The sequence below is a fragment of the Stenomitos rutilans genome (genome assembly GCF_059505485.1).
This window is the reverse complement of record NZ_JCACKR010000145.1, coordinates 1-22,030: the sequence shown is the minus strand read 5'-3', so window position 1 is coordinate 22,030 and position 22,030 is coordinate 1. Positions and strand designations below refer to the sequence as shown.

Here is a 22,030-nt window from a genome sequence, read left to right as displayed (position 1 = left end):
AGCATCTTAGTCTATGCTTCCTCGTTTTACCTCCCCGCAACACCTATTGAGCCAAGGTTAATTTCCCTCTCAGAAGTTGCCACAGATTCCTGAATATCGCAAGCATCGACGAATGATGTTGTGAGATCGTCACATCGTGTTCCCAGTCTTACAAATTTTAGGTTGCCCCCTGATGAGTGAAGGATTTTTGATGGTGGCAAACTGTTAGTTCCTATAAAGATTGAAAACAACGCTGGTTCGGGGTTGCTGCATCTAAGATGGAGTAGAAGATGTGTGATTCCCGACTGCGTGCACCGTTAAACGCTTCATTAGAGCGCGTGGAGGCTCTTGCATGGTTCAGTTTCATATTCAGACGGAGAGTGATATTCCGGCATCGACACAGCTTTACAACCAGATTCTGTTTGCGATTGCCTCTCGCCAATATCCACCGGGACACCGCTTACCCAGTACGCGTCAATTGGCAATGCAAACGGGACTACATCGCAATACCATTAGTAAGGTGTATCGTCAGCTCGAAGAAGCGGGTGTGGTTGATGCTCAGGCTGGTTCGGGCATTTATGTTCGGGATCAAACCCATGAGGACGTTGCCAAAGTGCGATCGCCCATTCTGGATCAGCATCCAGAGGCGTACAAGGTGGTGCAGAACAGTCTAGACGAGTTGTTAAAGCATGGCTGCTCGTTGAATCAGGCGCGCGAGTTATTTTTAGCCGAAATTGATTGGCGACTGCGCTGTAGTGCTCAAGTGTTGGTGACAGCTCCTACTCATGACATTGGGGCGGGTGAAGTGATCGTCCGCGAACTGGAACGGGCGTTGAATATTCCTGTGCAGCTTGTGCCGATCGAAGAGTTGGATCAAATTCTGGATCAAACTCGCTCTGGGACAGTGGTGACAAGTCGGTACTTTATTGCTCAAGCAGAGGCGATCGCGGCTCCTAAGTCAGTGCGGGTGATTCCCGTCGATATTTATGACTTTGATTCTGAGATTAAGCTCATCAAGCGCCTGACAAAGGGCACCTGTATTGGGGTGGTGAGCCTCAGTTCGGGCACGGTAGGTGTGGCAGAGGTCATTATTCACAGTTTGCGGGGCGATGAGTTGCTGGTGATGACGGCTCAAGTTGGAGACAGCTATAAGTTGGGGGCGATCGTGCGGAGTGCGCAAACGATCATTAGCGATCGGGCAAGCTGCGCGACTGTCAAAGCCGCTATTTCTGCTGCCAGGGAAGATCTCATTCGTCCCCCACAGCTTATTTGTTGTGAGAACTTTATCGTCACAAAGTCGATCGAACTGCTGAAAAGAGAGCTGGGACTGGAGTGAGGGGTGTAAACTGCCCCCTTAGCGGCTGAGCGGTAGTGTTCCTATGTGCATTGGATGAGCGAGCAAGCGAGAGAGGGACACTGCCGTGAGCAAAACAGGCCCAGATTTCTACGATGACGAAGCGGTGTTTGCAACTTATCAGCGTCATCGCCAACGCGTAGACACGGCTAACGACACGCTGGAAAAGCCTGTCATTCTGGAGCTTGTTGACCCAGTTGCCAACAAACGCATTCTGGATCTTGGCTGCGGTCGTGCCATGATTGGGAAAGAATTCCTACAGCAAGGAGCGGCAAGCTATACGGGTGTCGAAGGATCAAAGCGGATGGTTGAAGCTGCCATCCAAACACTCACTGGCACATCCGGTCACGTTATCCAACAAACGATCGAAGCCTGGGTCTATCCACCGGAAGCCTTTGATCTGGTGCTGTCAAGATTGGCACTTCATTATGTTGCTGATCTTGTGCCAGTCTTCACCCATATCTTCCAAACACTGGCTGCCGGAGGACAGTTTGTCTTTTCGGTTGAACACCCGGTCATTACGTCCTGCGATCGCGGGTGGTCTGCTGAAACGCGCCGCCAAGATTGGGTTGTGGACGACTACTTCTCGACTGGAGTACGGGTGACTTACTGGATGGGTGACATTGTACAAAAATACCATCGCACGGTTGAGGACTATTTTTACTTGCTGCAAACAATTGGGTTCCAGCTTGAGCATCTGCGTGAAGCCCGTCCACAGCGCCACCACTTTCAGGATCTGCAAACCTATGAGCGACGCAAGCGTATTCCGCTTTTTCTCATCCTTGCTGCCCGCAAAGCAATCTAACCTGCAATGTGCAGCAGTAATCAGGCTGAGAGTTCATCGTCCGGTGCTATGAGCTTCTTTTCAAAGGTCAACGCGCCATCCACCAGATCGATGAGGATGGTGTCGCCTTCGGCAAAGGTGTTTTCGAGAATTTTAGTAGCGATCGGGTTTTGCAGTTGGCGTTGAATGGCTCGCTTGAGCGGACGAGCGCCATAGGCAGGATTGTAGCCTGATGCGGCAATGTAGTCTTGGGCAGCCGTTGTGAGCTCCAGCGTCAGCTTTTGATCAGCCAGTAAGGACTGAATGCGGTTGAGTTGGAGGCGCACAATCTGGCTCAGTTCATTGCGGGTGAGGGTGTGGAAGATGATGATGTCATCCACGCGATTGAGAAATTCGGGACGGAAGTGCGATCGCAGTGCATCCAAAACGCGCTGCTGCATTTCTTCATAACGGTCATCGTCGCCGGACAAATCGAGAATGTGATCGCTGCCGATGTTGCTTGTCATCACGATGACGGTGTTGCGAAAGTCGGTTGTGCGTCCCTGTCCATCGGTAATGCGTCCATCGTCCAGCACTTGCAGCAAGACGTTGAACACATCGGGGTGTGCCTTTTCGACCTCATCTAGCAGCACAACCGAATAGGGTTTGCGGCGGACAGATTCAGTGAGCTGACCCCCTTCTTCGTAACCAACGTAGCCGGGGGGGGCACCGATGATGCGCATTACAGAGCTTTTGTCCATGTATTCGGACATATCCAGCCGGATGATGGCATCGTCAGCATCAAAGAGGGAATGGGCAAGGGCGCGGGCAAGTTCTGTTTTACCGACGCCAGTGGGTCCCAAAAAGAGAAACGAGCCGATCGGTCGTCCAGGATCTTTCATGCCCGCACGGGCACGACGAATCGCAGCCGCGACTGCTTCGACCGCTTCAGTTTGCCCAACGACGCGCTGATGGAGATGCCGTTCTAGCTGAAGCAGCTTTTGACGCTCGGTTTCCAGCAGGCGATTGACGGGAATGCCCGTCCAGTTGGCCACAATTTCGGCGATGTCAGACTCAGTGACTTGTTCGCGCAGGAGGGCACCCCCGTCTGCCTGAATCACGCGAAGTTGGGCTTCATAGGCGCTGCGTTCATCCCGAATGCGGGGCAGCACGGCGTAGGACAGTTCGCTGGCTTTCTTGAGTTTGGCGTTGCGTTCGTACTCTTCGCTGGCTTTTGCCAGGTCGGCCTCTCGTTTCAACTGTTGAATTTGCAGTTCGATTTGCTCTTCTTCTTCTTTCTTGGCGTTAATGCCGTCCAGCAAACGTTTTTCGTTTTGCCAATGGGAATTCAACTCTTCTTGCTTATCCAGCAACTGAGCCATCTCTTGCTCAATGCGATCGAGCCGATCCTGGGCAGAACGACCCGCACCGAAGCGGTTGCCAGGATTTTGCTTCTCAGTTTCTAACGACAGCGTTTCCATCTCAAGCTGCATGATGCGCCGATCGTACATCTCCAGTTCGGCAGGCTTGGAGGTGATCTCCATTTTCAAATTAGCGGCAGCTTCGTCGATCAGGTCGATCGCTTTGTCTGGGAGGAAGCGATCGGCAATGTAGCGCGAAGACAGCGTAGCCGCCGCCACCAGAGCCGAGTCCGTAATTTTGACCCCGTGATGCACTTCGTAGCGTTCTTTGAGTCCTCGCAGGATGGAGATGGCATCTTCCACACTGGGCTGATCGACCAGCACCTGCTGGAAGCGCCGTTCCAAGGCCGCATCTTTTTCAATGTATTTGCGGTATTCATCCAGTGTGGTGGCACCAATACAGCGCAACTCGCCGCGAGCCAGCAAAGGTTTGAGCAGATTACCCGCATCCATTGCGCCCTGAGTGGCACCCGCCCCCACCACCTGATGGATTTCGTCGATGAACAGTACGATCTGTCCATCAGAGTGAATGACTTCTTTGAGGATTGATCGCAGCCGTTCCTCGAAATCACCGCGATACTTTGCGCCTGCCAGCAGTGACCCCATATCCAGGGAAATCAACTGTCGATTTTTGAGCGATTCGGGGACATCGCCGTTCACAATGCGTTGGGCCAGCGCTTCGACGATCGCGGTTTTGCCCACACCTGGTTCACCAATCAACACGGGATTATTTTTCGTGCGTCGAGACAGGACTCGCACCACGCGGCGGATTTCTTCATCCCGACCAATCACCGGATCGGTTTTGCCTGCTCTTGCCTTTTCGGTCAGGTCTTGCCCATATTTTTCCAGTGCTGCGTAGCGGTTTTCGGGATTTTGATCTGTGACTTTTTGGCTACCGCGCACCTCAAGAATCACCGTTTCTAGCTGCTTGGTATCCACATTAAAGCCGCGCAAGAGCCGCAAGCCTAGGCGCGAATCGGTGGCAAATCCCAGCAGCAAATGTTCGACTGAAATGAATTCATCGTCCCAGTCTTCCCGCGCTTCGTCGGCACGATCGAGCATGATATCCAGGTTGCGACCGAGATAAAGCTGCTCGTTGCTGGGCACTTTGGGCTGTCGTCGCACAAAATCCTCAATTTGCTGCCACAGGCGTGCAGTATCTACACCTGCCTTAGTCAATACCTTCGTCGCCAGACCATCTTTTTGTTCCAGCAAAGTGATAATCAGGTGCTCGACTTCCAGTTGTTGTTGTTTGTAGCGGCGAACAACGTCCTGGGCCTGTACGATCGCTTCCCATGCTTTGTCGGTGAACTTATTCGGGTCGGTGGGCTGCATGTTGGAGTCTAAGGAATATGAGTAGAAATGCGTATACCAGCGTTTTCAGTATAGCGAGAATAGCTATTTCAAAACGAATACACCAGCCGCAGCAGCCATTCAAAGATCGTACCGCGATCGCGGTTGTTGGGGTTGCTGACCACGGTGAGGGCGGGTGTCACACTAATGCTGTCGTTGAGCAGAAAGCTGTAAAACATTTCAAAGTTTGTTTGGGTGGCATCACCGAGGTCTTTTTCGACAAAGGGTTGCCCGATCGCGACGCCAGCCGTAGAGCCAGGAACGAACAACCGCCGTGCCACAAACCCGATCGACCAACTTTTGGGGTTGAGGTCTAAATTCTGGTTGAGCAGTGGATTGAAGCCTTTGTAGCTGCCGATCGCAAAGCGACCAAAGACCGCAAAATCTCGATTAAGCGCCCATTCAGCGTTAAGGCCGCCCGCAAAAATATCGACGTTATTCACCGTTGCTTTGGTGAACTGCAACCGAGTCACAATGTTTTTGGTGAAGTCATACTCCACTTCCAGGCTGCCCTGGTTGCGATCGCCAAACAAGCCGCCTTCTATAATGCCCCCATTAGGTCGCTCGGCATCGGCAGCGACGTAGAGCGCTCGCACAATCAGCGGTAAGCGCTCAGGTTTCCAGGTGAGGACGGCTCCGGCTCCACCAGGGCGATCGATCTGGTTTTGGACAATCAGCGGGTTGTTGGTGAAAAAGCTGGAGGAGAAATTTTTAGTCGAGTCGTTGGCAAAGCGGTTGTCATCGATAAAGTCTCGTGGTGAAATGCGTGCGCCTACGGTTAACTCAAAGCCAGCAGCAGGTTGAAAGGTGTAGTACAGCTTGCTCAAGCGCACACTGTTATCTACCCTGACGTAATCTAAGCCGCCGCCATCTGCTAGTAAGCCTGCTGTGCCTAGCAGATTCTGCCCTCGCTCATGTACCCGACCGATCGCGTCGTTGCCGTTGTTGCCCACTTCTAGCTGTGTGCGAAGCAAACTGTTGGGTGCAAAGCTCGCCAGCAAATCTAAGCGGGTACGAAAGAGAACGGTGCTGCGGCTGTTGGAACCGTTCGTTAGCCCGATCACAGTCTGCCCGACGAGCTTTGTGGTGGCCGAAAAGCGCTGTTGTTCAAGCGTTGTAATCTGCTTATCTAGCTGATCAGAGCGATCGCGCAAGTCAGCGGCGATCGTGCCATAGGATGCCTGAAGCTGTTTGAGCGTGGCAAAGTCTTCTTGCAGTTGGGCAACATTGCCCTGACTGATCGCAAACTGCTGGGTGATTTCGTCGAGTACGCGGGACAGTGCAGCGGCAAATTCGTTGCGGGTGAGCGCCTGGTTTCCCCGAAAGGTGCCATCGGGATAGCCGATCGCCACGCCATAGCGTTCAGAAAGCGACTGTAATATTTGATAAGCCCAATCAGTGGGGCGTACGTCGCTGAGTTCGTTGACCGATCGCACCTGCGCCATTGAGCGATCGGATGTGGATTCGCAAGCCGCTTCCAGAACATCAGGTCGAACCTGTTGTGGGATGGTGGCACAGCGCGACCCAGCGCCTTCATCTAGTGGCTCCGTAACGTTTGGAGTCACTGCTGGGTTGACAGAGCTAGCGCTTTGCACGGGTACTGCCTCTCCAGGTAAAACCTGGCAAAGCATTCCCAGACTGCTCAATCCTCCAGCCAACCAACGTTTTTTGCTCACACTGCACTCCTCACACGGTTTCCAAGGTCTGCCTGTATACAAAGACAGCTCTGGCTCAACCCTATCAGGAGTTTACACGGTAATGAGGGGTAGGGGGTGAGGTGGGAGGGGTGAGGTGGGAGGGGTAAGAAAGTTAGGAGTTTTGAGTTTTGAGTTGTTCTTTAGCGCACTCCCTGCTCCCCACTCTCTATTCCCTGCCCTTAAACACTTGCCGTCTGGGGCTGCTGTGGCGCTGAAGTTGCCTGATTGCTGCTGAGTTGAATCAGCTCAATCTTGTAGCCGTTGGGATCTTCGACAAACGCAATGACGGTGGAACCATGTTTCATAGGGCCGGGTTCGCGGGTCACTTTACCGCCCCGATCGCGAATGGCTTCACAGGTGGCATAGATATCCTCTACGCCGATCGCAATATGACCGTAGCCATCGCCCAGGTTGTAGGTCTCTGTGCCCCAGTTATAGGTAAGTTCCAAAACGGTGTGGTCGGCCTCTTCGCCATAGCCAACAAAGGCCAGCGTAAATTCGCCACCGGGATAATCCTTGCGCCGTAGTAATTTCATACCCAGCACATCGCAATAGAACTTGAGGGATTCGTCCAAATTGCCAACGCGGAGCATGGTATGGAGTAGTCGCATCGCTAAGGTCTCAATGTAATTGACTGCCTCTATGGTAAGCACTTAGCGGCACAGAAGGCACGATCGACCCCTTTTGCAAGATCGATCGCGTCTTTCTAAGCGTTCTCTTGGACGTGGTTGGCTTTAGCACCGTCAACGGCCTTCTCCGAGTACTTTAAGCGCTAGCAACACTCCACTCTAAGCAGAAAAGCTGACCAAAGTCGCTATAATCCACACCAAGTCATCTGTAGCCAACTAAAACTCATTCTTTTCTTAAGGTCTTTGTTCTACTGGGCGCTGCTGCCCAACACAAATAAGCTAAGTAGGGTGCCGCTGTTCCAAAGGCTGTGCAGCAGCATCGACGAGAGCAGATTGCGCGATCGCGAGTACACAAAGCCTAACACTATGCCCAACACCATCAATGGCAGCACCTCTGAAAGGCTCAGGTGCGCTAGCGCAAAGATAAAACTGCTGAGGACGATCGCACCCCAAACGGGCATATAACGAGTGAGCGAAGGCAATAAGAAGCCGCGAAATAGGATTTCTTCAAAAATGGGCGCGGCGATCGCGGCGGTGACAAAGAATAAGATCAGGGCACCGTTATCTTTTCCTTCCAAGGCGATCGGCAAAATGGGGTTACTGCCACCCTGTCCTTGCCAGATTTTTTGGTTGACCAACGAAATGAGAATGACTAACGGCAGTGCTGCAAAGTAGCCACCAATGCCCCATAAAACCCATTTGCTCCGCAGCCTGAGTTGAAACCAACCTTCCGGTAGCGGTAGAAAAGCTTTGATGGAAAAATACATCACGACTAAGCCACCAGCCGCCAACAGTAAATAATTTACCAGGATGTAAAAGGCCCTGGCACGTTCGCCCAAGGTCGCAGGATTGAAGCCCGATGCCTGCTGTACAAACCCCAACCCCAGTGGCAGCAAGATCTGACCAACGAGGAAGAAGCCAAAAATCAAAACCTGCCAAACGATCTCGCCATTCCAGGGTACTGTCCAGGCAGCAATGCTTTCTGGAGCGAGGAGGGACTGCTTACGTCGCACTATCCATTGCCCTACAAGGAAGAGTAAAATCCCAACTCCAATCAGGCAACTAATGGTAGGAATACCACCCACGATCGCCAGATTCGTTAAGGCACGTTCCGCTACTACCTGCTGTTGCGATCGCAGATCGGTTAAAGCCTCCTGTCGCTGTTGCAGTTGATACAGTTGGAGCCGCGATCGATACCGAAACCAGCTATCCAAATTTTGCTTCAGCAACGGTTCTGCATCAGGCACCAGCCGCGGGGGCACACTCCATAAGCCTGCCAGTACACTCGCCGTTTTGCTCAACGGTTCCAGCCTCGTGTTACCATCCGTATGCTGTATGATACCTGCCCAAGTCTTTTGAGCGACCTCTCGCTGTCCCTGCTGCGCCTGAAGCAGCCCCAATCTGAGGTCTAGCTCGGTAATCAACCGCTCTAGCTTTGGTTTCGTCGTTTTGAGGGAAGGGTCTCCAGTCGGTGAAGCAAGCAGCGTTTGGGTACGATCGAGATTCTTTTGCGCCGATTGCCGCAACTCTTCATACTGTTTTGTGGCACTCTGCAACGGTTCGCTACCAATGATGCCATTACGCACTGACGCTAAGCCGGGGTCGTCTCCTTGCCATTCCGTTGCTTGCAGTACCAGATTCGTTTGATACAGTTCTAGACGGCTCTGAAACTGGGGCTGGCTCCAGCTTGCTAGCAGATCTTGACCAATGAGGGCGATCGCCAACAATGTCAAAATCACCAGAACGGCCCGCTTAATTGTCATGAACCCTCCAAAGCGATAAGCGGTCGGCCGTCAGCGATCAGCTAAAACCGACTAAAACGTTTGCACTGCAACCGGAAATCACAGATCCCGTAGAACGATTGTCGCTTAGATAGCGCCAAGGCTGTGCGCCAGACAGGGTAAAATTCGTCAGGAGAGAGGAGAAAAGAAAGTTTTGAGTTTTGAGTTACGAGTTTTGAGTTGATGGAGCGGTCAGCGGCAAGCTTTTTAGCCTTCATCCCCTTCTTCATCCCTTATCCTTTAGCCTTCGTCCCTCCCCCTTCTGCCTTCTAACAACTAACAACCAACAACTTTCACTAGGAGGACAAAGCCCTGACTACCCGCATCATTCTCGTTCGTCACGGCGAGAGTAGCTTTAATGTTGAACGCCGCGTGCAGGGTCACGGTGATAAATCGACCCTGACCGAAGCAGGCCAACAATCTGCTAATCAGGTAGGTGCTGCCCTCAGCGCGTTGTCTTTTGATGCGGTGTATTGCAGCCCTTTACGGCGGGCAAAAGATACGGCCGATCGCATCCTGGCTCAACTCAAAACACCACCTGCAACCCCGCTAAAAACCACAGATAAGCTCAAAGAAGTTAATTTGGTGGCGTGGGAAGGCATGTTGTTTACCGATGTGGCGCAGCAAGATCCTGAGGGTTACCGTGACTGGCAAACCCAGCCTCATAAGCTGAAAATGTTCCTTCCTGGAGCGGATGGGGCAACGGACTACTACCCAGTGCCAGCGCTGTTTGAACAAGCGGAAGCCTTTTGGCGCGACATGTTGCCTCATCATGAAGGGCAAACTGTCCTTCTGGTCGCTCACAGCGGCATTAATCGGGCACTCATCAGTACCGCGATCGGGCTGTCGAGCGATCGCTATCAGGCGGTGCATCAGTCCAACTGCGGTATCAGCGTTTTGAACTTTGCGGGTAGTTTCGGCGAATCGGTGCAAATCGAATCCCTCAACCTGACCGCTCATTTGGGTGAACGATTGCCGAAGCCCAAGAAAGGGCAGCAAGGACCCCGCTTTCTACTGGTGCGCCACGGCGAAACGGATTGGAACCGTCAAAAGCGCTTTCAGGGACAGATCGATGTGCCACTTAACGAAAATGGACGGGCACAATCGCAACAGGCTGCCGAGTTTCTCAAGACGATCGCCATTGATTATGCCGTGACCAGTCCCATGCTGCGCCCTAAAGAGACGGCAGAACTCATCCTGCAACACCATCCGGATGTGTTCTTAGACCTGGAGGATAACCTGAAAGAGATCAGCCACGGACTTTGGGAAGGCAAGCTCGAAGCTGACATTGAAGCCGAATATCCCGGCACCCTGCACCAGTGGCAACGATCGCCCGAAACCGTGCAAATGCCCGAAGGCGAGAACCTCCAGCAGGTATGGGAACGGGCGATCGCGGCGTGGGATCACATCGTGCAAACCGCTGCCAGCCGACCAAACCCAGGCACAACGTTGGTGGTTGCCCACGATGCTGTGAACAAAGCGATTCTCTGCTACGTCCTCGGTTTAGGCCCAGAGCACTTCTGGAATTTCAAGCAGGGAAACGGAGCTGTCAGCGTCATCGATTATGCCCAAGCAACCGATATTCCTCCCGCTCTCATGGCGATGAACATCACAATTCACCTATCAGGCAGCATTTTCGACAAAACAGCGGCAGGAGCACTTTAGGCTGAAGGGGGGAGGCAAGGGATGAGGGATGAAGGCTAAGAGATGAAGGCTAAAGGCTAAAAAGCTGATCACTGACCGCTGATGGCTGATAGCTGTCTTAACTCGTAACTCAAAACTCAAAACTCATACCAATTTGAATTGAAAATGCGACACATCCTGTAGGGCAAGGCATTGCCTTGCCCCTACCCACCGATTGATCTGTAGCCGCCATTCTTTAAATCGGTATCAAAACTCTCCTTCCCCCTCCCCCATGCCGACTGAATTACTTCAACAAGTACGAGTGATTGATCCCGTTTCTGGCACCGATCGCATTGCGGATGTGCTGCTTGCAGATAGTATTATCAGCGCGATCGAGGATACAGTCACAGATTACCCCAGCGACACTACCGTGCAGAACTGCCAGGGGTTAATTTTGGGCACAGGTTTGGTTGATCTGTACAGCTACTCAGGTGAACCGGGGTTTGAGGAGCGCGAAACTTTGCAATCCCTTCTCAGTGCAGCTAGTGCGGGTGGCTTTACGCGCATTGCCATCTTGCCAGATACGCGACCCGCCATTGATCATCCAGGTAGCGTTGCCTGGTTGCAGACGCGATGGCAAGAGTTGAGGGGAGCTTCATCCCCCACTCCCCACTCCCCACTCCCCACTCCCCATCTCTACTGCTGGGGCGCATTGACACTAGATGTGCACGGCCAGCAGATGACCGAACTGGGTGAACTGGCGGCGACAGACATTGTGGGCTTTGCGGATGGTCGATCGCTCACCAATCTGCTGTTGATCCGTCGCCTGCTGGAATACTTGAAACCAGTCGCGAAACCGATCGCGCTATGGGCATCAGACGCAGCCCTCAGCGGGAACGGCGTCATGCGGGAAGGGCAAGCCTCGCTAACGTTTGGCCTTCCGGGTATTCCCGTAATCGCAGAAACAGCAGCGCTAGCCGCACTGTTGGAGTGTATTGAAGCGATCGGCACGCCTGTTCACTTGATGCGCCTTTCGACCGCGCGTGGCGTGGCGCTGATTCAGGCAGCTAAAGCACGTGGCATGCCGCTGACTGCCAGCACTACCTGGATGCATCTGCTGCTCAACAGTGAGGCAATCGGCAGCTACGATCCCAGTTTGCACCTCGCTCCACCGCTGGGTAACCCTGAAGATCAGGAAGCGCTAATTCAGGCAGTCAAGGAAGGCATCATTAACGCAGTCGCCATCGACCACACGCCCTACACCTACGAAGAGAAGACGGTTGCTTTTGCAGAAGCTCCGGCTGGCGCGATCGGGCTAGAATTTGCGTTGCCACTACTTTGGCAGGCACTAGTCGAAACAGGCAAATGGTCAGCTCTGGATTTATGGCGCAGTCTCAGCCAGCAACCCGCACTCTGCTTGCAGCAAAAACCCGCTACGATCGCTCTCGGTCAGCCAGCCGAACTCACCCTCTTTGATCCGCAAAAGGTGTGGACAGTAGAACCGCGATCGCTCAAATCTCTCTCCGCCAATACACCGTGGCTCGGACGAGAGGTGACAGGACGTGTTGTGAGAACGTGGCGGGCATAAGAGTTTTGAGTAAAAGCAGCGATCAGCGGTCAGCCGTCAGCGGTCAGCCGTCAGCTTTAACCTCCTGGCTCCTGAGTCCTAATTCAAAACTCAAAATTTCACTTATAGTTTGGCTCTGGCGTAATCTCGCCCAGACGATTCATCGGCCAAAAGCGGACAATGGCTCGACCAATGATATGGTCACGCGGCACGAAGCCCCAATAATGGCTGTCATAGCTATTGTTGCGATTGTCGCCCAGCACCAAATACTGGCCTTGGGGAACCGTTACAGGCCCATACTGATACTGTGGACGGTCTGCAATATAATCCTCATCAAGCGGCTTGTCGTTGATGAACACCCGTCCATCTTTGACTTCAACCTTGTCACCCGGTAGCCCAATAACGCGCTTGATAAACGCATCGTGGAAGTTCTGCTTTTCCAGAGTATCAGTCGGCGAGAAGACGACAATATCGCCTCGCTGAGGAGCTTTGAAGTGGTAGCCCAGCTTATCGACGATGAGCCGATCGTTAATCTGCAACGTAGGCAGCATAGAGCCTGACGGAATGTAGCGTGCTTCCGCTACGAATGTCCGAATGCCAAACGCTAAAACCGCACTCAGACCAATAGTTTTGAGTCCCTCTAACCAGGGGTTTTCAGCCGTTTTTTGTGGTGGCTTCTCGCCCGATACTTTGCCTTGTACTGGTGTCATAAAGAGTCAACTGTAAATATTCGCAAGCTGGAGCAAAAAAGAGAATGGACTGACCGTGCTATGCAAGCAGTCGAACTACTCATCACAACATACGTGCAACTTTAAACCATCCCGTCAGTTTATTTCGGAATATAGCTCATGATGAAAGTGATTCCCTCGTTTTGAACGACTCGCTGTAAAAAAGCCATTTTGTATTCGTATGGTAGCCAATTCTATTCTCATCATCCGTCACGCTCGTATACTGCTGCCCGACGGCGACTTTATGACTGGGGACGTGCAGGTCACCGACGGGACGATCGCTCGCGTTACCCGTGCTGATGTAGCGGCCACTCAAGCAAACCCACTACTGCCATCTATCTCTCCAGAGGATGGCACTCTTGAAATAGACGCACACGGTTTGACTTTGTTGCCAGGAGTGATCGATCCCCAGGTGCATTTCCGCGAACCAGGGCTGGAGCATAAGGAAGATCTTTTCACAGCAAGCTGTGCCTGCGCCAAGGGTGGCGTGACCTCTTTCCTGGAAATGCCCAATACAAAACCCCTGACCACTACACAGCCAACGCTCGATAGCAAACTGCAACTCGCGGCTCAAAAGTCTCTGGTAAACTACGGCTTTTTTATCGGCGCAACGCCAGAGGTTCTGCCAGATCTGCTCCAGTCGAACCCCACTCCAGGCATCAAAATTTTTATGGGGTCAATGCATGGGCCACTGCTGAATGATCAGGAAGAGGGGCTAGAGAAGATTTTTGCCTATGGCAGTCGCCTCATTGCCGTCCATGCGGAAAACCAGGCACGCATTATGGAGCGACGACAGCAGTTTGCAGGCATCACCGATCCGGCGATTCATTCGCAAATTCAAGATAACTTGGCAGCTTTGCAAGCGACTCAACTGGCACTGAAGCTATCTAAAAAATATCAGCGACGGCTCCATATTCTGCACATGTCCACTGCCGAAGAAGCAGATCTACTGCGACAGGATAAGCCCGCTTGGGTGACAGCAGAAGTGACGCCCCAACACCTCTTGCTCAACACCAGCGCCTATGAGACGATCGGCACACTGGCGCAAATGAACCCACCGTTGCGATCGCCCCACGATAATGCAGTGCTCTGGCAAGCGCTATTGGATGGCGTGATTGACTTCATTGCAACCGATCATGCACCTCATACGTTAGAGGAAAAAGCCCAGATCTACCCCAACTCGCCGTCTGGAATGCCGGGTGTGGAAACGTCGCTACCGCTGATGCTGACGCAAGCCGTGCAGGGACGCTGCACGATTGCTCAAGTCGCCAACTGGATGTCTACCGCTGTTGCCAAAGCCTACCGCATTCCCAACAAGGGCGCGATCGCCCCTGGTTATGATGCCGATCTGGTGCTGGTTGATTTGGACACGTATCGTCCGGTGGTGCGCGAGGAGCTACAAACTAAATGCAAGTGGAGTCCGTTTGAAGGCTGGCATTTAACGGGCTTCCCGGTCGTGACGATCGTCGGGGGTCAGGTGGTATTCGATCGCGGCACTATCCACTCAAGCGTGCGCGGTCAGGCTCTCCGCTTTGATGCTTGAGAACACTAGAACCGTAGGACGTAGACATTCTGACCCAACGACCAAAGAAAGTTGATGTTTTTTGACCAATCACCTTCCACTTCATCTACGCTCAAGAGAGAACCCTGTAGATGCTTGTGGAAGGTTGTCCTTTGGTTTTAGACGCTACCAAACCTACTCTGTCAGAGCGTGATCACGACGAGTCGATCGCCTCGCCTACTCTAGAAGTTGCCACCCTGGATGTCAGCGGGATGAAGTGTGCTGGCTGTGTCCGCACCGTTGAGCAGACGTTGCAGCAATGCCCTGGAGTAGTAGCCGCAACGGTGAATTTGGCAACAGAAGTGGCAACGGTTGAGTACGAACACAGTGCCCTTAAGCCGTCCGTCTTAGCAGAAACGTTGACTGAAACAGGCTTTCCATCTCAACTTCGCCTCTCTCCCCATGCCCTCGATGCTGCCAATCCTCAAACAGCAGCTCGTTTTGATCTGCAAGCACTACGGCGGGCAGCATCCCAGCAGCAGCTTTGGCGGTTGGCGATCGCCACACTCTTACTAGTCTTTTCTGGCATTGGGCATCTTGACCAGTTGAGTGGCTTTAGTCTGCCCTGGTTGACTCAGCTTGGCTTAACCAACATCTGGTTTCACTGCGGACTCGCGACGATCGCGCTGCTGGTGCCGGGGCGATCGATGGTGGTGGATGGCTGGTATGGTTTGCGTCGTAACGCACCCAACATGAATACGCTGGTGAGCCTGGGAACGCTCACGGCCTATCTGACAAGCCTGGTAGCACTCCTGGTGCCTCAGCTTGGCTGGGAGTGCTTCTTTGATGAACCTGTTATGCTCGTCGGGTTCATTCTGCTGGGTCGCACGCTGGAACAACAAGCCAGAAATCGTGCGGCTAGCGCGTTTCAATCATTGCTGGCCCTTCAACCAAAAATTGCACGCCTGATGAAGGAGCGAAGAGGGGAGCGAGGGGAGCATGGGAAGCAGGGGGAACCCGTTCACAGCCTCCAACCCCTACACCCCACACCTCACACCTCACACCCCACACCCCACACCTCGGACTTCATCGAAATTCCTGCCGATCGCGTCCGCTTAGGCGAATGGCTGCAAGTGCTACCGGGAGACAAAATTCCTGTGGATGGCGAAGTGGTCGTTGGTCAAACAACGGTGGATGAGTCGATGCTGACAGGTGAACCCCTCCCTGTTTTGAAGCAACCTGGAGCTTTGGTGACAGCAGGCACTCTGAATCAGACAGGCACGATCGCCCTCCGTGCCACGCGCACAGGCAGCGAAACGACGCTGGCACAAATTATAGCTTTGGTAGAAGACGCACAAACCCGCAAGGCTCCGATCCAAAAACTGGCTGATACAGTCGCGGGCTACTTTACCTATGGCGTGATGGCGATCGCCATGCTGACCTTTCTCTTCTGGTACTTTGTCGGCAGCCACCTCTGGGGCGATGCGCTCATGCACACTTCAGCGCTAGCCATGCACACTGGACACGCCATGGCTCCTTCTTCATCCCTCATCCCTCACCCCTCATCCCTCATCCCTCACCCCTCACCCCTGGTTCTCAGCCTCAAGCTAGCGATCGCCGTTCTCGTCGTTGCTTGCCCCTGTGCGCTGGGCCTTGCTACCCCTACCGCGATTCTCGTTGGCTCTGGCATCGGTGCCGAACGAGGACTCCTAATTCGAGGGGGTGATGTATTAGAGCGTGTCCATCAGCTAGACACCATCATTTTTGACAAAACAGGCACTCTGACCACGGGTAAGCCTGTTGTCACCGATTGTCTTGTGCTTGAAAGCGGTCAACCGTCAGCTGTCAGCGCTCAGCTTCGGGATGAACTCAAAACTCAAAACTCAGCCGTCAGCGGTCAGACACTAGATTCAACGGCCTTAATTCCCTTTGCTGCCCCCGCCCCCTCTGCCTCCCCTGCCCCCTCAGCTTCCTCCCCTTCACCCTGCCCCTTTACCCCCTCCCTTCTCCTCCAACTCGCTGCTAGCGTCGAAAGCGGTACTCGCCATCCGCTGGCGATCGCGATTCAGCAGCAGGCTCAGCAGCAAGCGTTACCGCTCTTATCGGCAAGGGATTTTGTGACAGCACCAGGTCTGGGCGTGGCTGCTACGGTTACTTTGGCAGACGATTCAGCGGCTTTAGTCGTGGCGATCGGCACGCAAACCTGGCTCAGACAGCAGGGTGTCTCCGTGGAAGGGGTAAACGTAAAGGCTGAAGCATGGCTGCAAACAGGCAAAACAGTGGTTTATATCGCTGTGAACGGTGTGCTAGTGGGATTAATTGCGGTGGCAGACACGCTCAGAGCCGATGCGGTGACAACCGTGGCGGCTCTGAAAGGGATGGGGTTAAGGGTCATGCTGCTGACGGGCGACCAGCGAGAGGCGGCAATGGCGATCGCCCAACCCCTTGAGCTTGGATCAGAGCAAATTTTGGCGGATATCTTACCAGAGGGTAAAGCGCAAGCGATCGCCCAACTTCAGGCAAAAGGACACCGTGTGGCAATGGTTGGTGATGGCATTAATGATTCCCCAGCGCTAGCCCAGGCAGATGTAGGCATTGCCCTGCACTCTGGTACTGATGTTGCCGTTGAAACCGCAGGTATTGTGCTGATGCGCGATCGCCTCACCGATGTGGTGGAATCGATTCGGCTCAGTCACGCAACGTTTAACAAAATTCGCCAAAATCTCTTTTGGGCCTTTGCCTACAACGTTCTGGGTATCCCACTTGCCGCCGGACTACTCTTACCAACTGTCAGTCTTTTGCTAAGTCCTGCCGCCGCAGGCGCTATGATGGCACTTAGTTCCGTTAGCGTCGTGACGAATTCCCTGTTGCTGTATCTCACCTTCCCTGTAGCCAAGCAATCTCAAAATGCCTGATCACTTGGTGTAGCGTTGGTTAGCCTTTTTGCATTGCCTGTATCAAGCAAACCTAGCAGCCTCTTAGGGTACCTCTCATGTCTTCAGATCCCTACCAAAGCCACTTGCTGATTGTTGAAGATGACAACGGACGGCGCGGTGTTGTGCTGGACGGTGCCGAATATTCGATCGGCAGAGATCCGTCCTGCGATATCTGCCTTGACTCTCTCTTTGTTTCTCGTCGCCATGCCACTCTGTTGCGGTTGCCAAACGGCGATGGCACCTTTTGCTATCGCATCGTAGACGGTGATCTAGAAGGCAGGCGGAGTTCAAACGGCTTTTTGGTGAATGGGTACCGTCTCCGCACCCATAACCTGCAAAACGAAGACGAGGTGGTGTTTGGCCCACAAGTCCGGGCCATTTACTACTTGTGCCATCGTGATGCGGTGGTCACCGTCCCATCCGATGAATTTGATATTACGTTGATTAGCCCAGGCATGATGCTGGACGCTGATACCCCTCCCCGGCAGCGTCAAACGTTCAACCTGCTTGACTCGTTAGCTCCAAAGCAGTCACGCTCACGGCGCTTGAAGTTAAGACGGAAGCGTCTTTGGGGCTAGATGCTGGTATGGCTATCAGGCACTAGGGCGTGCTTTAACGGTGCTGAGGACTGAGTGCTGAGGAAGTCGGATGCTCAGCACTCAGTACTGCCTCGACCAGAATTTTGAGGGCTTTGAAGCAGTTTCTAGTGTGATGATCGAGGTGCAAGATGCTTGCGCTTGTGCTTTGGGCCTGTATCGATCACCGATTCAGGTGTAGGGAGCTTAGTCCAATCTCGATCGGGCTTGCTCCAGAAAATTGGACTATCTTCCACTGTAAGACTGGCTCCTCGTGCCCTCTGGTTTTTGGAAGGCGTCATAGAGATTACGATGGCAGATATTTTTGCTAACGTTGTAACGAACTGCCTGATTGTGCATCGCATCGACTAAGCTAGTCTGAGAGGAGCACGAGCCTACTCGAAAGGCTTCAGGCAGCACTTGTCAGCCCTTGAACTCAACCACGTTACGCCCGGTCAATGCCTTCAGAACCGCACCAAAACCATCTCTTGATCATCCATGACGACAAAGGACAGCGTGAATTTGTCCTGGATGGGCCTGTGTACTCGATCGGTAGAGACCCAAAATGCGACATCCGTCTCGTGTCTCAATTTGTCTCACGCCGTCATGCGACGCTGGTGCAGCTACTCAACGACAACGGCACCTACTACTACCGCATTGTAGACGGCAATCTCAAAGGCAAGTCCAGCGCCAATGGGCTGTTAATTAATGGACGCAAGCTTCAAGCACACGATCTGGAGAACGAAGATGAGGTGGTCTTTGGGCCGCAAGTCCGCGCGAAGTATTACTTGCTGAAGCGCGATGCCATTATGACGGTGCCACCGGACGAATTTGACATCACGTTAATCAGTCCCAATATGGTAGGCGACCCAGAAGATTAGCGGCGAATGTCGATCGAACAGTAGCGCTGCTTAACCTCTGGCCCCAACCGTCGGACTGGCGCTGCAACGAGCGATCGCGCTCAGTCGGAAGTTCTTGGACGGTACAAACGTGATGCCCCGCCGTTCTGGTTTAACGGTTCCTTGAGTGATTGCGGTTAGTTCATATCGGGTTAGAATCGTTGCCAGTACTAGCTTCATCTCATAGAGCGAAAAAGCTGCTCCAATACAGCTTCTTGAACCACCCCCAAAGGGTAGAAACTCGGATGGTGAGAATTTTTGGTGTAAAAAGCGGTCTGGTTGAAACTGGTTTGGCTGCGGATACGTTTGAGCGCGACGATGGGCCAGATAAATGCAGGGAATGACAACCGTGCCGGAATCAAACGTATAGCGTCCAATCTCTACAGGCTCTTTGACCTTTCGTGGCTGAGAAATAAGCGCGATTGGGTAAACGCGCAGGGATTCTTTGCAGACTGCCGTCAAGTAGGGAAGCTGAGCCAGTCGATCGGGGTTGGGGTTGTGTCCTAACGGCTTTAGCTCTTGTCGTAGTCGCTTTAGCACTGATCGTTCCTGATGTACCCAGTAAAACGCCCAAGACAGGGCTGATGCGGTCGTTTCATGCCCCAACAGCAGTAGCGTTATGAGTTCATCGCGCAGCTCTTCATCGGTCATGCCTTGCCCTGCTTCATCCCGCGCCGCCAGCAGCAGAGTCAACACATCCTCACGAGCCGGATCGAACTGCGATCGCCGCGCCTGGATCTCAGCATAGACGATCGCATCAATTTGCTGCTGTTGTCGCAAAAAGGCACCCCAGGGACTCCAGCCACCCAAGTCTTTTTGGAGTAGAGGAAAGAAAAACTGGCTGGAGTAGAGGGGCGACGTAACCGACTCCAAAAGCGTATGGAGCAATTGCTTGAGCTGATGGTACCGAGGCCCAGGAGTCATGCCAAACACAACGCGCAGGATGACCCGCAGGGAAATTTCAGAGGTTGTTTCTCGAATAGAAAAGGGCTGATGCAGGGGCCAGTCAGCAATGACTTGACGGGTTAGCTCACAAACGAGTTGACCGTAGGTGCGCATGCGATCGCCATGCAGCGGCGGCATGAGAAGCTGTCGTTGCTGTTGGTGCGGCTCGCCATCCAACATCATGAGCGAATGATCGCCCGTCAGCGGTCGAAAGACGTGAGTGACTTTGCCCAACTCAAAATGGCCTGCTGGAGCGGTGAAAATCTGCGCGATCGCGGCTGGATTCCCTGTAAAGACTACAGGTGGTGATTGCCAGCCCAGCACTCTGGTTGTAAACGTGTCGCCATAACGTTGGGCGCAGCGTTCTAGAAACTCAGTGGGCTGGGTAACCAGCGTCAAGGTTTGTAGCAGTGACGGTTGCTGTGGCCCTTCTGGTAAATTAGTCAAACGCATGGCGAGCAACGGTAAACAGCTAGGGGCTAATAGCGAAACGATGGGGTATCAGTTCCATTACAGGATGTATGGTCGCCGCGATCGACCAACCATATTGTTTTTGCACGGGTTCATGGGCAATCATGCTGATTTTGACACAGCGATCGCTCATCTCGCGTCTCACTTTTGTTGCATCACGGTTGATTTGCCCGGTCATGGTCAGACGATCGTCGAGGGCGATGCTGAGCTGTACACGCTGCCACAGACGGCAAAGGCGATCGTCACCTGGCTCGATCAATTGCAAATTTCGCACTGCTTTTTAGTTGGCTACTCGATGGGTGGACGATTGGCACTTTACCTGGCGCTACACTTTCCCCAACGCTTCCCGAAAGTAGTGCTGGAGTCGGCTTCCCCTGGCTTGAAAACAGACGCCGAACGGACTGCGCGGTTAGAGCACGATCGCAGTTTGGCAGATCAGCTTGAAGCTGACTTCCCGTCCTTTTTATCCCACTGGTACAGCCAGCCCTTATTTCAAGCCTTGCGTCACCAGCCTGCTTTTGATCAGCTACAGGCACGGCGATCGCAAAATAATCCCCTGGAACTTGCAAAAGCACTCCGCTTTTTCAGTACAGGACTACAACCCTCTTTGTGGGAATGGTTGCCCCACCATACGCAGTCACTCTTGCTACTGGTAGGAGCGAGCGATCGCAAATTTTGTGCCACCAATCAAGCAATGGCGAATGACTGTCCGATGGCACAGCTACGGATAGTACCGATGTGCGGACATGTCATTCATCTAGAGCAACCGCACGCCTTCGCAACGTCCGTGCAAGCCTTTTTGCAGTAACATAAATTACCTGACGCGGTTTCTCAAGGTACATGAAGCAAATTTTCAAGTAAGAGTTTTGGACGCGTCCCTGGTGAGCCAATTGTTTTTTCGGCTAAAACGGTAAATAAACTCAAAGTGCTTCAGGACGCAAAAAGCTACTTTGGTTGCACAAGGCGCAGCATAAACGCATGAAGAAAGTTCTGTTCATCCTGGGTGAACTGGATGATGACGATATCGACTGGGTCATTGAAACAGCCGTCCGGCAAGAAGTCGTTGCAGGCACCGTTCTGATTCGTGAAGGACAGCCGATCGACACGCTCTACATTTTGCTGGAGGGCACGCTCAGCGTCTCCGTGGCCGCGACGGGCGATCGTGAAATTGCAAAACTCTCCAGCGGCGAAGTAGTTGGCGAAATGTCGTTCATTGATACCCGTTCGCCGTCTGCAACCGTTACGGCAACTCAAAATGCCCTTGTTCTCTCCATTCCCAGAGAACGACTCGCCACAAAACTGCGTCAAGATATTGGTTTTGCGTCGCGCTTTTATCGTGCGTTGGCAATTTTTCTTTCCCATCGGCTGCGGGTGACCGTCAACCAACTGGGCTACGGCAGCAATAATCAGGTTGAAACCACCGAGCTACCTCAAAATGAATTGACCCAAGACGCTCAAGATAATGTTGCGCTGGCAGAAACTCGCCTGGATTGGTTACTGAGACGGCTAAAAGGGCGGTAGGGAAAAGGCAAAAGGCGGAAGGCAAAGGGCAAAAGGCAAGGGATGAGGGATGAAGGCTAAAAAGCTGACCGTTGAAAGCTACTAGCTGACGGCTGACGACCGACCGCTGACCGCTACTAGCTGTCTTATACCAATTTGAATTGAAAATGCGACACATCCTGTAGGGACAAGGCATTGCCTTGCCCCTACCCACCGATTGATCTGTAGCCGTCATTCTTTAAATCGGTATTAACCCTCTTTTGTTACTACGGTGGAGGAGAAGAAATTCAAGTCCCATCAAGCTGCTT

General features: G+C 53.0%; 17 protein-coding genes. 10 read left to right on the top strand and 7 right to left on the bottom strand.

The features are described from left to right. Positions 1-331 precede the first annotated feature (331 nt). Both AC5JLP_RS30300 and AC5JLP_RS30295 read left to right on the top strand, forming a co-directional pair. A complete protein-coding gene (locus AC5JLP_RS30300; RefSeq protein WP_496071581.1) occupies positions 332-1,315 on the top strand; it encodes a GntR family transcriptional regulator in 984 nt (327 codons plus the stop codon). Positions 1,316-1,400: 85 nt separating this feature from the next. After that, positions 1,401-2,138, top strand: coding sequence for a class I SAM-dependent DNA methyltransferase (locus tag AC5JLP_RS30295; RefSeq protein WP_496071580.1), 738 nt, complete (start codon positions 1,401-1,403; stop codon positions 2,136-2,138). 20 nt (positions 2,139-2,158) lie between these two features. Here AC5JLP_RS30295 and clpB read toward each other — a convergent pair whose 3' ends face one another. The 4 genes from clpB to AC5JLP_RS30275 form a co-directional block, all read right to left on the bottom strand. Further along, complete coding sequence (gene clpB, locus AC5JLP_RS30290) at positions 2,159-4,852, bottom strand: ATP-dependent chaperone ClpB (RefSeq protein ID WP_496071579.1); 2,694 nt, start codon at positions 4,850-4,852, stop codon at positions 2,159-2,161. Positions 4,853-4,920: 68 nt separating this feature from the next. Continuing rightward, the gene (locus AC5JLP_RS30285) at positions 4,921-6,546 is read right to left on the bottom strand and encodes an iron uptake porin (RefSeq protein ID WP_496071578.1); all 1,626 of its coding nucleotides are present in this window, start codon (positions 6,544-6,546) and stop codon (positions 4,921-4,923) included. Positions 6,547-6,746: 200 nt separating this feature from the next. Then, positions 6,747-7,178, bottom strand: coding sequence for a lactoylglutathione lyase (gloA, locus tag AC5JLP_RS30280; protein WP_496071577.1), 432 nt, complete (start codon positions 7,176-7,178; stop codon positions 6,747-6,749). 266 nt (positions 7,179-7,444) lie between these two features. Then, on the bottom strand, positions 7,445-8,959 hold the full coding sequence (locus AC5JLP_RS30275; protein ID WP_496071576.1) for a CPBP family intramembrane glutamic endopeptidase: 1,515 nt from the start codon (positions 8,957-8,959) through the stop codon (positions 7,445-7,447). 330 nt (positions 8,960-9,289) lie between these two features. On the opposite strand from AC5JLP_RS30275, the gene AC5JLP_RS30270 reads away from it, so the two are divergent. Further along, positions 9,290-10,642 (top strand): histidine phosphatase family protein, encoded by a 1,353-nt coding sequence (locus AC5JLP_RS30270; RefSeq protein WP_496071582.1) that lies wholly within the window; start codon positions 9,290-9,292, stop codon positions 10,640-10,642. A gap of 250 nt (positions 10,643-10,892) precedes the next feature. Continuing rightward, a complete protein-coding gene (locus AC5JLP_RS30265) occupies positions 10,893-12,188 on the top strand; it encodes a dihydroorotase (protein ID WP_496071575.1) in 1,296 nt (431 codons plus the stop codon). Positions 12,189-12,286: 98 nt separating this feature from the next. Here AC5JLP_RS30265 and lepB read toward each other — a convergent pair whose 3' ends face one another. Continuing rightward, the gene (gene lepB / locus AC5JLP_RS30260; RefSeq protein ID WP_496071574.1) at positions 12,287-12,877 is read right to left on the bottom strand and encodes a signal peptidase I; all 591 of its coding nucleotides are present in this window, start codon (positions 12,875-12,877) and stop codon (positions 12,287-12,289) included. 199 nt (positions 12,878-13,076) lie between these two features. Here lepB and AC5JLP_RS30255 point away from each other — a divergent pair, with 199 nt between their 5' ends. The 3 genes from AC5JLP_RS30255 (at position 13,077) to AC5JLP_RS30245 (ending at position 17,910) form a co-directional block, all read left to right on the top strand. After that, entirely contained in the window at positions 13,077-14,438 is a 1,362-nt protein-coding gene (locus tag AC5JLP_RS30255; protein ID WP_496071573.1) for a dihydroorotase, read from the top strand. A 131-nt stretch (positions 14,439-14,569) separates the two neighbouring features. Continuing rightward, positions 14,570-17,311, top strand: coding sequence for a heavy metal translocating P-type ATPase (locus tag AC5JLP_RS30250; protein WP_496071572.1), 2,742 nt, complete (start codon positions 14,570-14,572; stop codon positions 17,309-17,311). A 77-nt stretch (positions 17,312-17,388) separates the two neighbouring features. Further along, on the top strand, positions 17,389-17,910 hold the full coding sequence (locus AC5JLP_RS30245) for an FHA domain-containing protein (RefSeq protein WP_496071571.1): 522 nt from the start codon (positions 17,389-17,391) through the stop codon (positions 17,908-17,910). Positions 17,911-18,035: 125 nt separating this feature from the next. Here AC5JLP_RS30245 and AC5JLP_RS30240 read toward each other — a convergent pair whose 3' ends face one another. Beyond that, complete coding sequence (locus AC5JLP_RS30240) at positions 18,036-18,209, bottom strand: hypothetical protein (RefSeq protein ID WP_496071570.1); 174 nt, start codon at positions 18,207-18,209, stop codon at positions 18,036-18,038. A 156-nt stretch (positions 18,210-18,365) separates the two neighbouring features. On the opposite strand from AC5JLP_RS30240, the gene AC5JLP_RS30235 reads away from it, so the two are divergent. Further along, a complete protein-coding gene (locus AC5JLP_RS30235) occupies positions 18,366-18,788 on the top strand; it encodes an FHA domain-containing protein (RefSeq protein WP_496071569.1) in 423 nt (140 codons plus the stop codon). Between the two features lie 30 nt (positions 18,789-18,818). On the opposite strand, the gene AC5JLP_RS30230 is transcribed toward AC5JLP_RS30235, so the two are convergent. Continuing rightward, a complete protein-coding gene (locus AC5JLP_RS30230; RefSeq protein ID WP_496071568.1) occupies positions 18,819-20,204 on the bottom strand; it encodes a cytochrome P450 in 1,386 nt (461 codons plus the stop codon). On the opposite strand from AC5JLP_RS30230, the gene menH reads away from it, so the two are divergent. Both menH and AC5JLP_RS30220 read left to right on the top strand, forming a co-directional pair. Beyond that, a complete protein-coding gene (gene menH / locus AC5JLP_RS30225; protein WP_496071567.1) occupies positions 20,203-21,030 on the top strand; it encodes a 2-succinyl-6-hydroxy-2,4-cyclohexadiene-1-carboxylate synthase in 828 nt (275 codons plus the stop codon). The two genes, AC5JLP_RS30230 and menH, sit on opposite strands and share 2 nt — an antisense overlap. A gap of 146 nt (positions 21,031-21,176) precedes the next feature. Continuing rightward, the gene (locus tag AC5JLP_RS30220; RefSeq protein ID WP_496071566.1) at positions 21,177-21,743 is read left to right on the top strand and encodes a cyclic nucleotide-binding domain-containing protein; all 567 of its coding nucleotides are present in this window, start codon (positions 21,177-21,179) and stop codon (positions 21,741-21,743) included. The last annotated feature ends 287 nt before the right edge of the window (positions 21,744-22,030 follow it).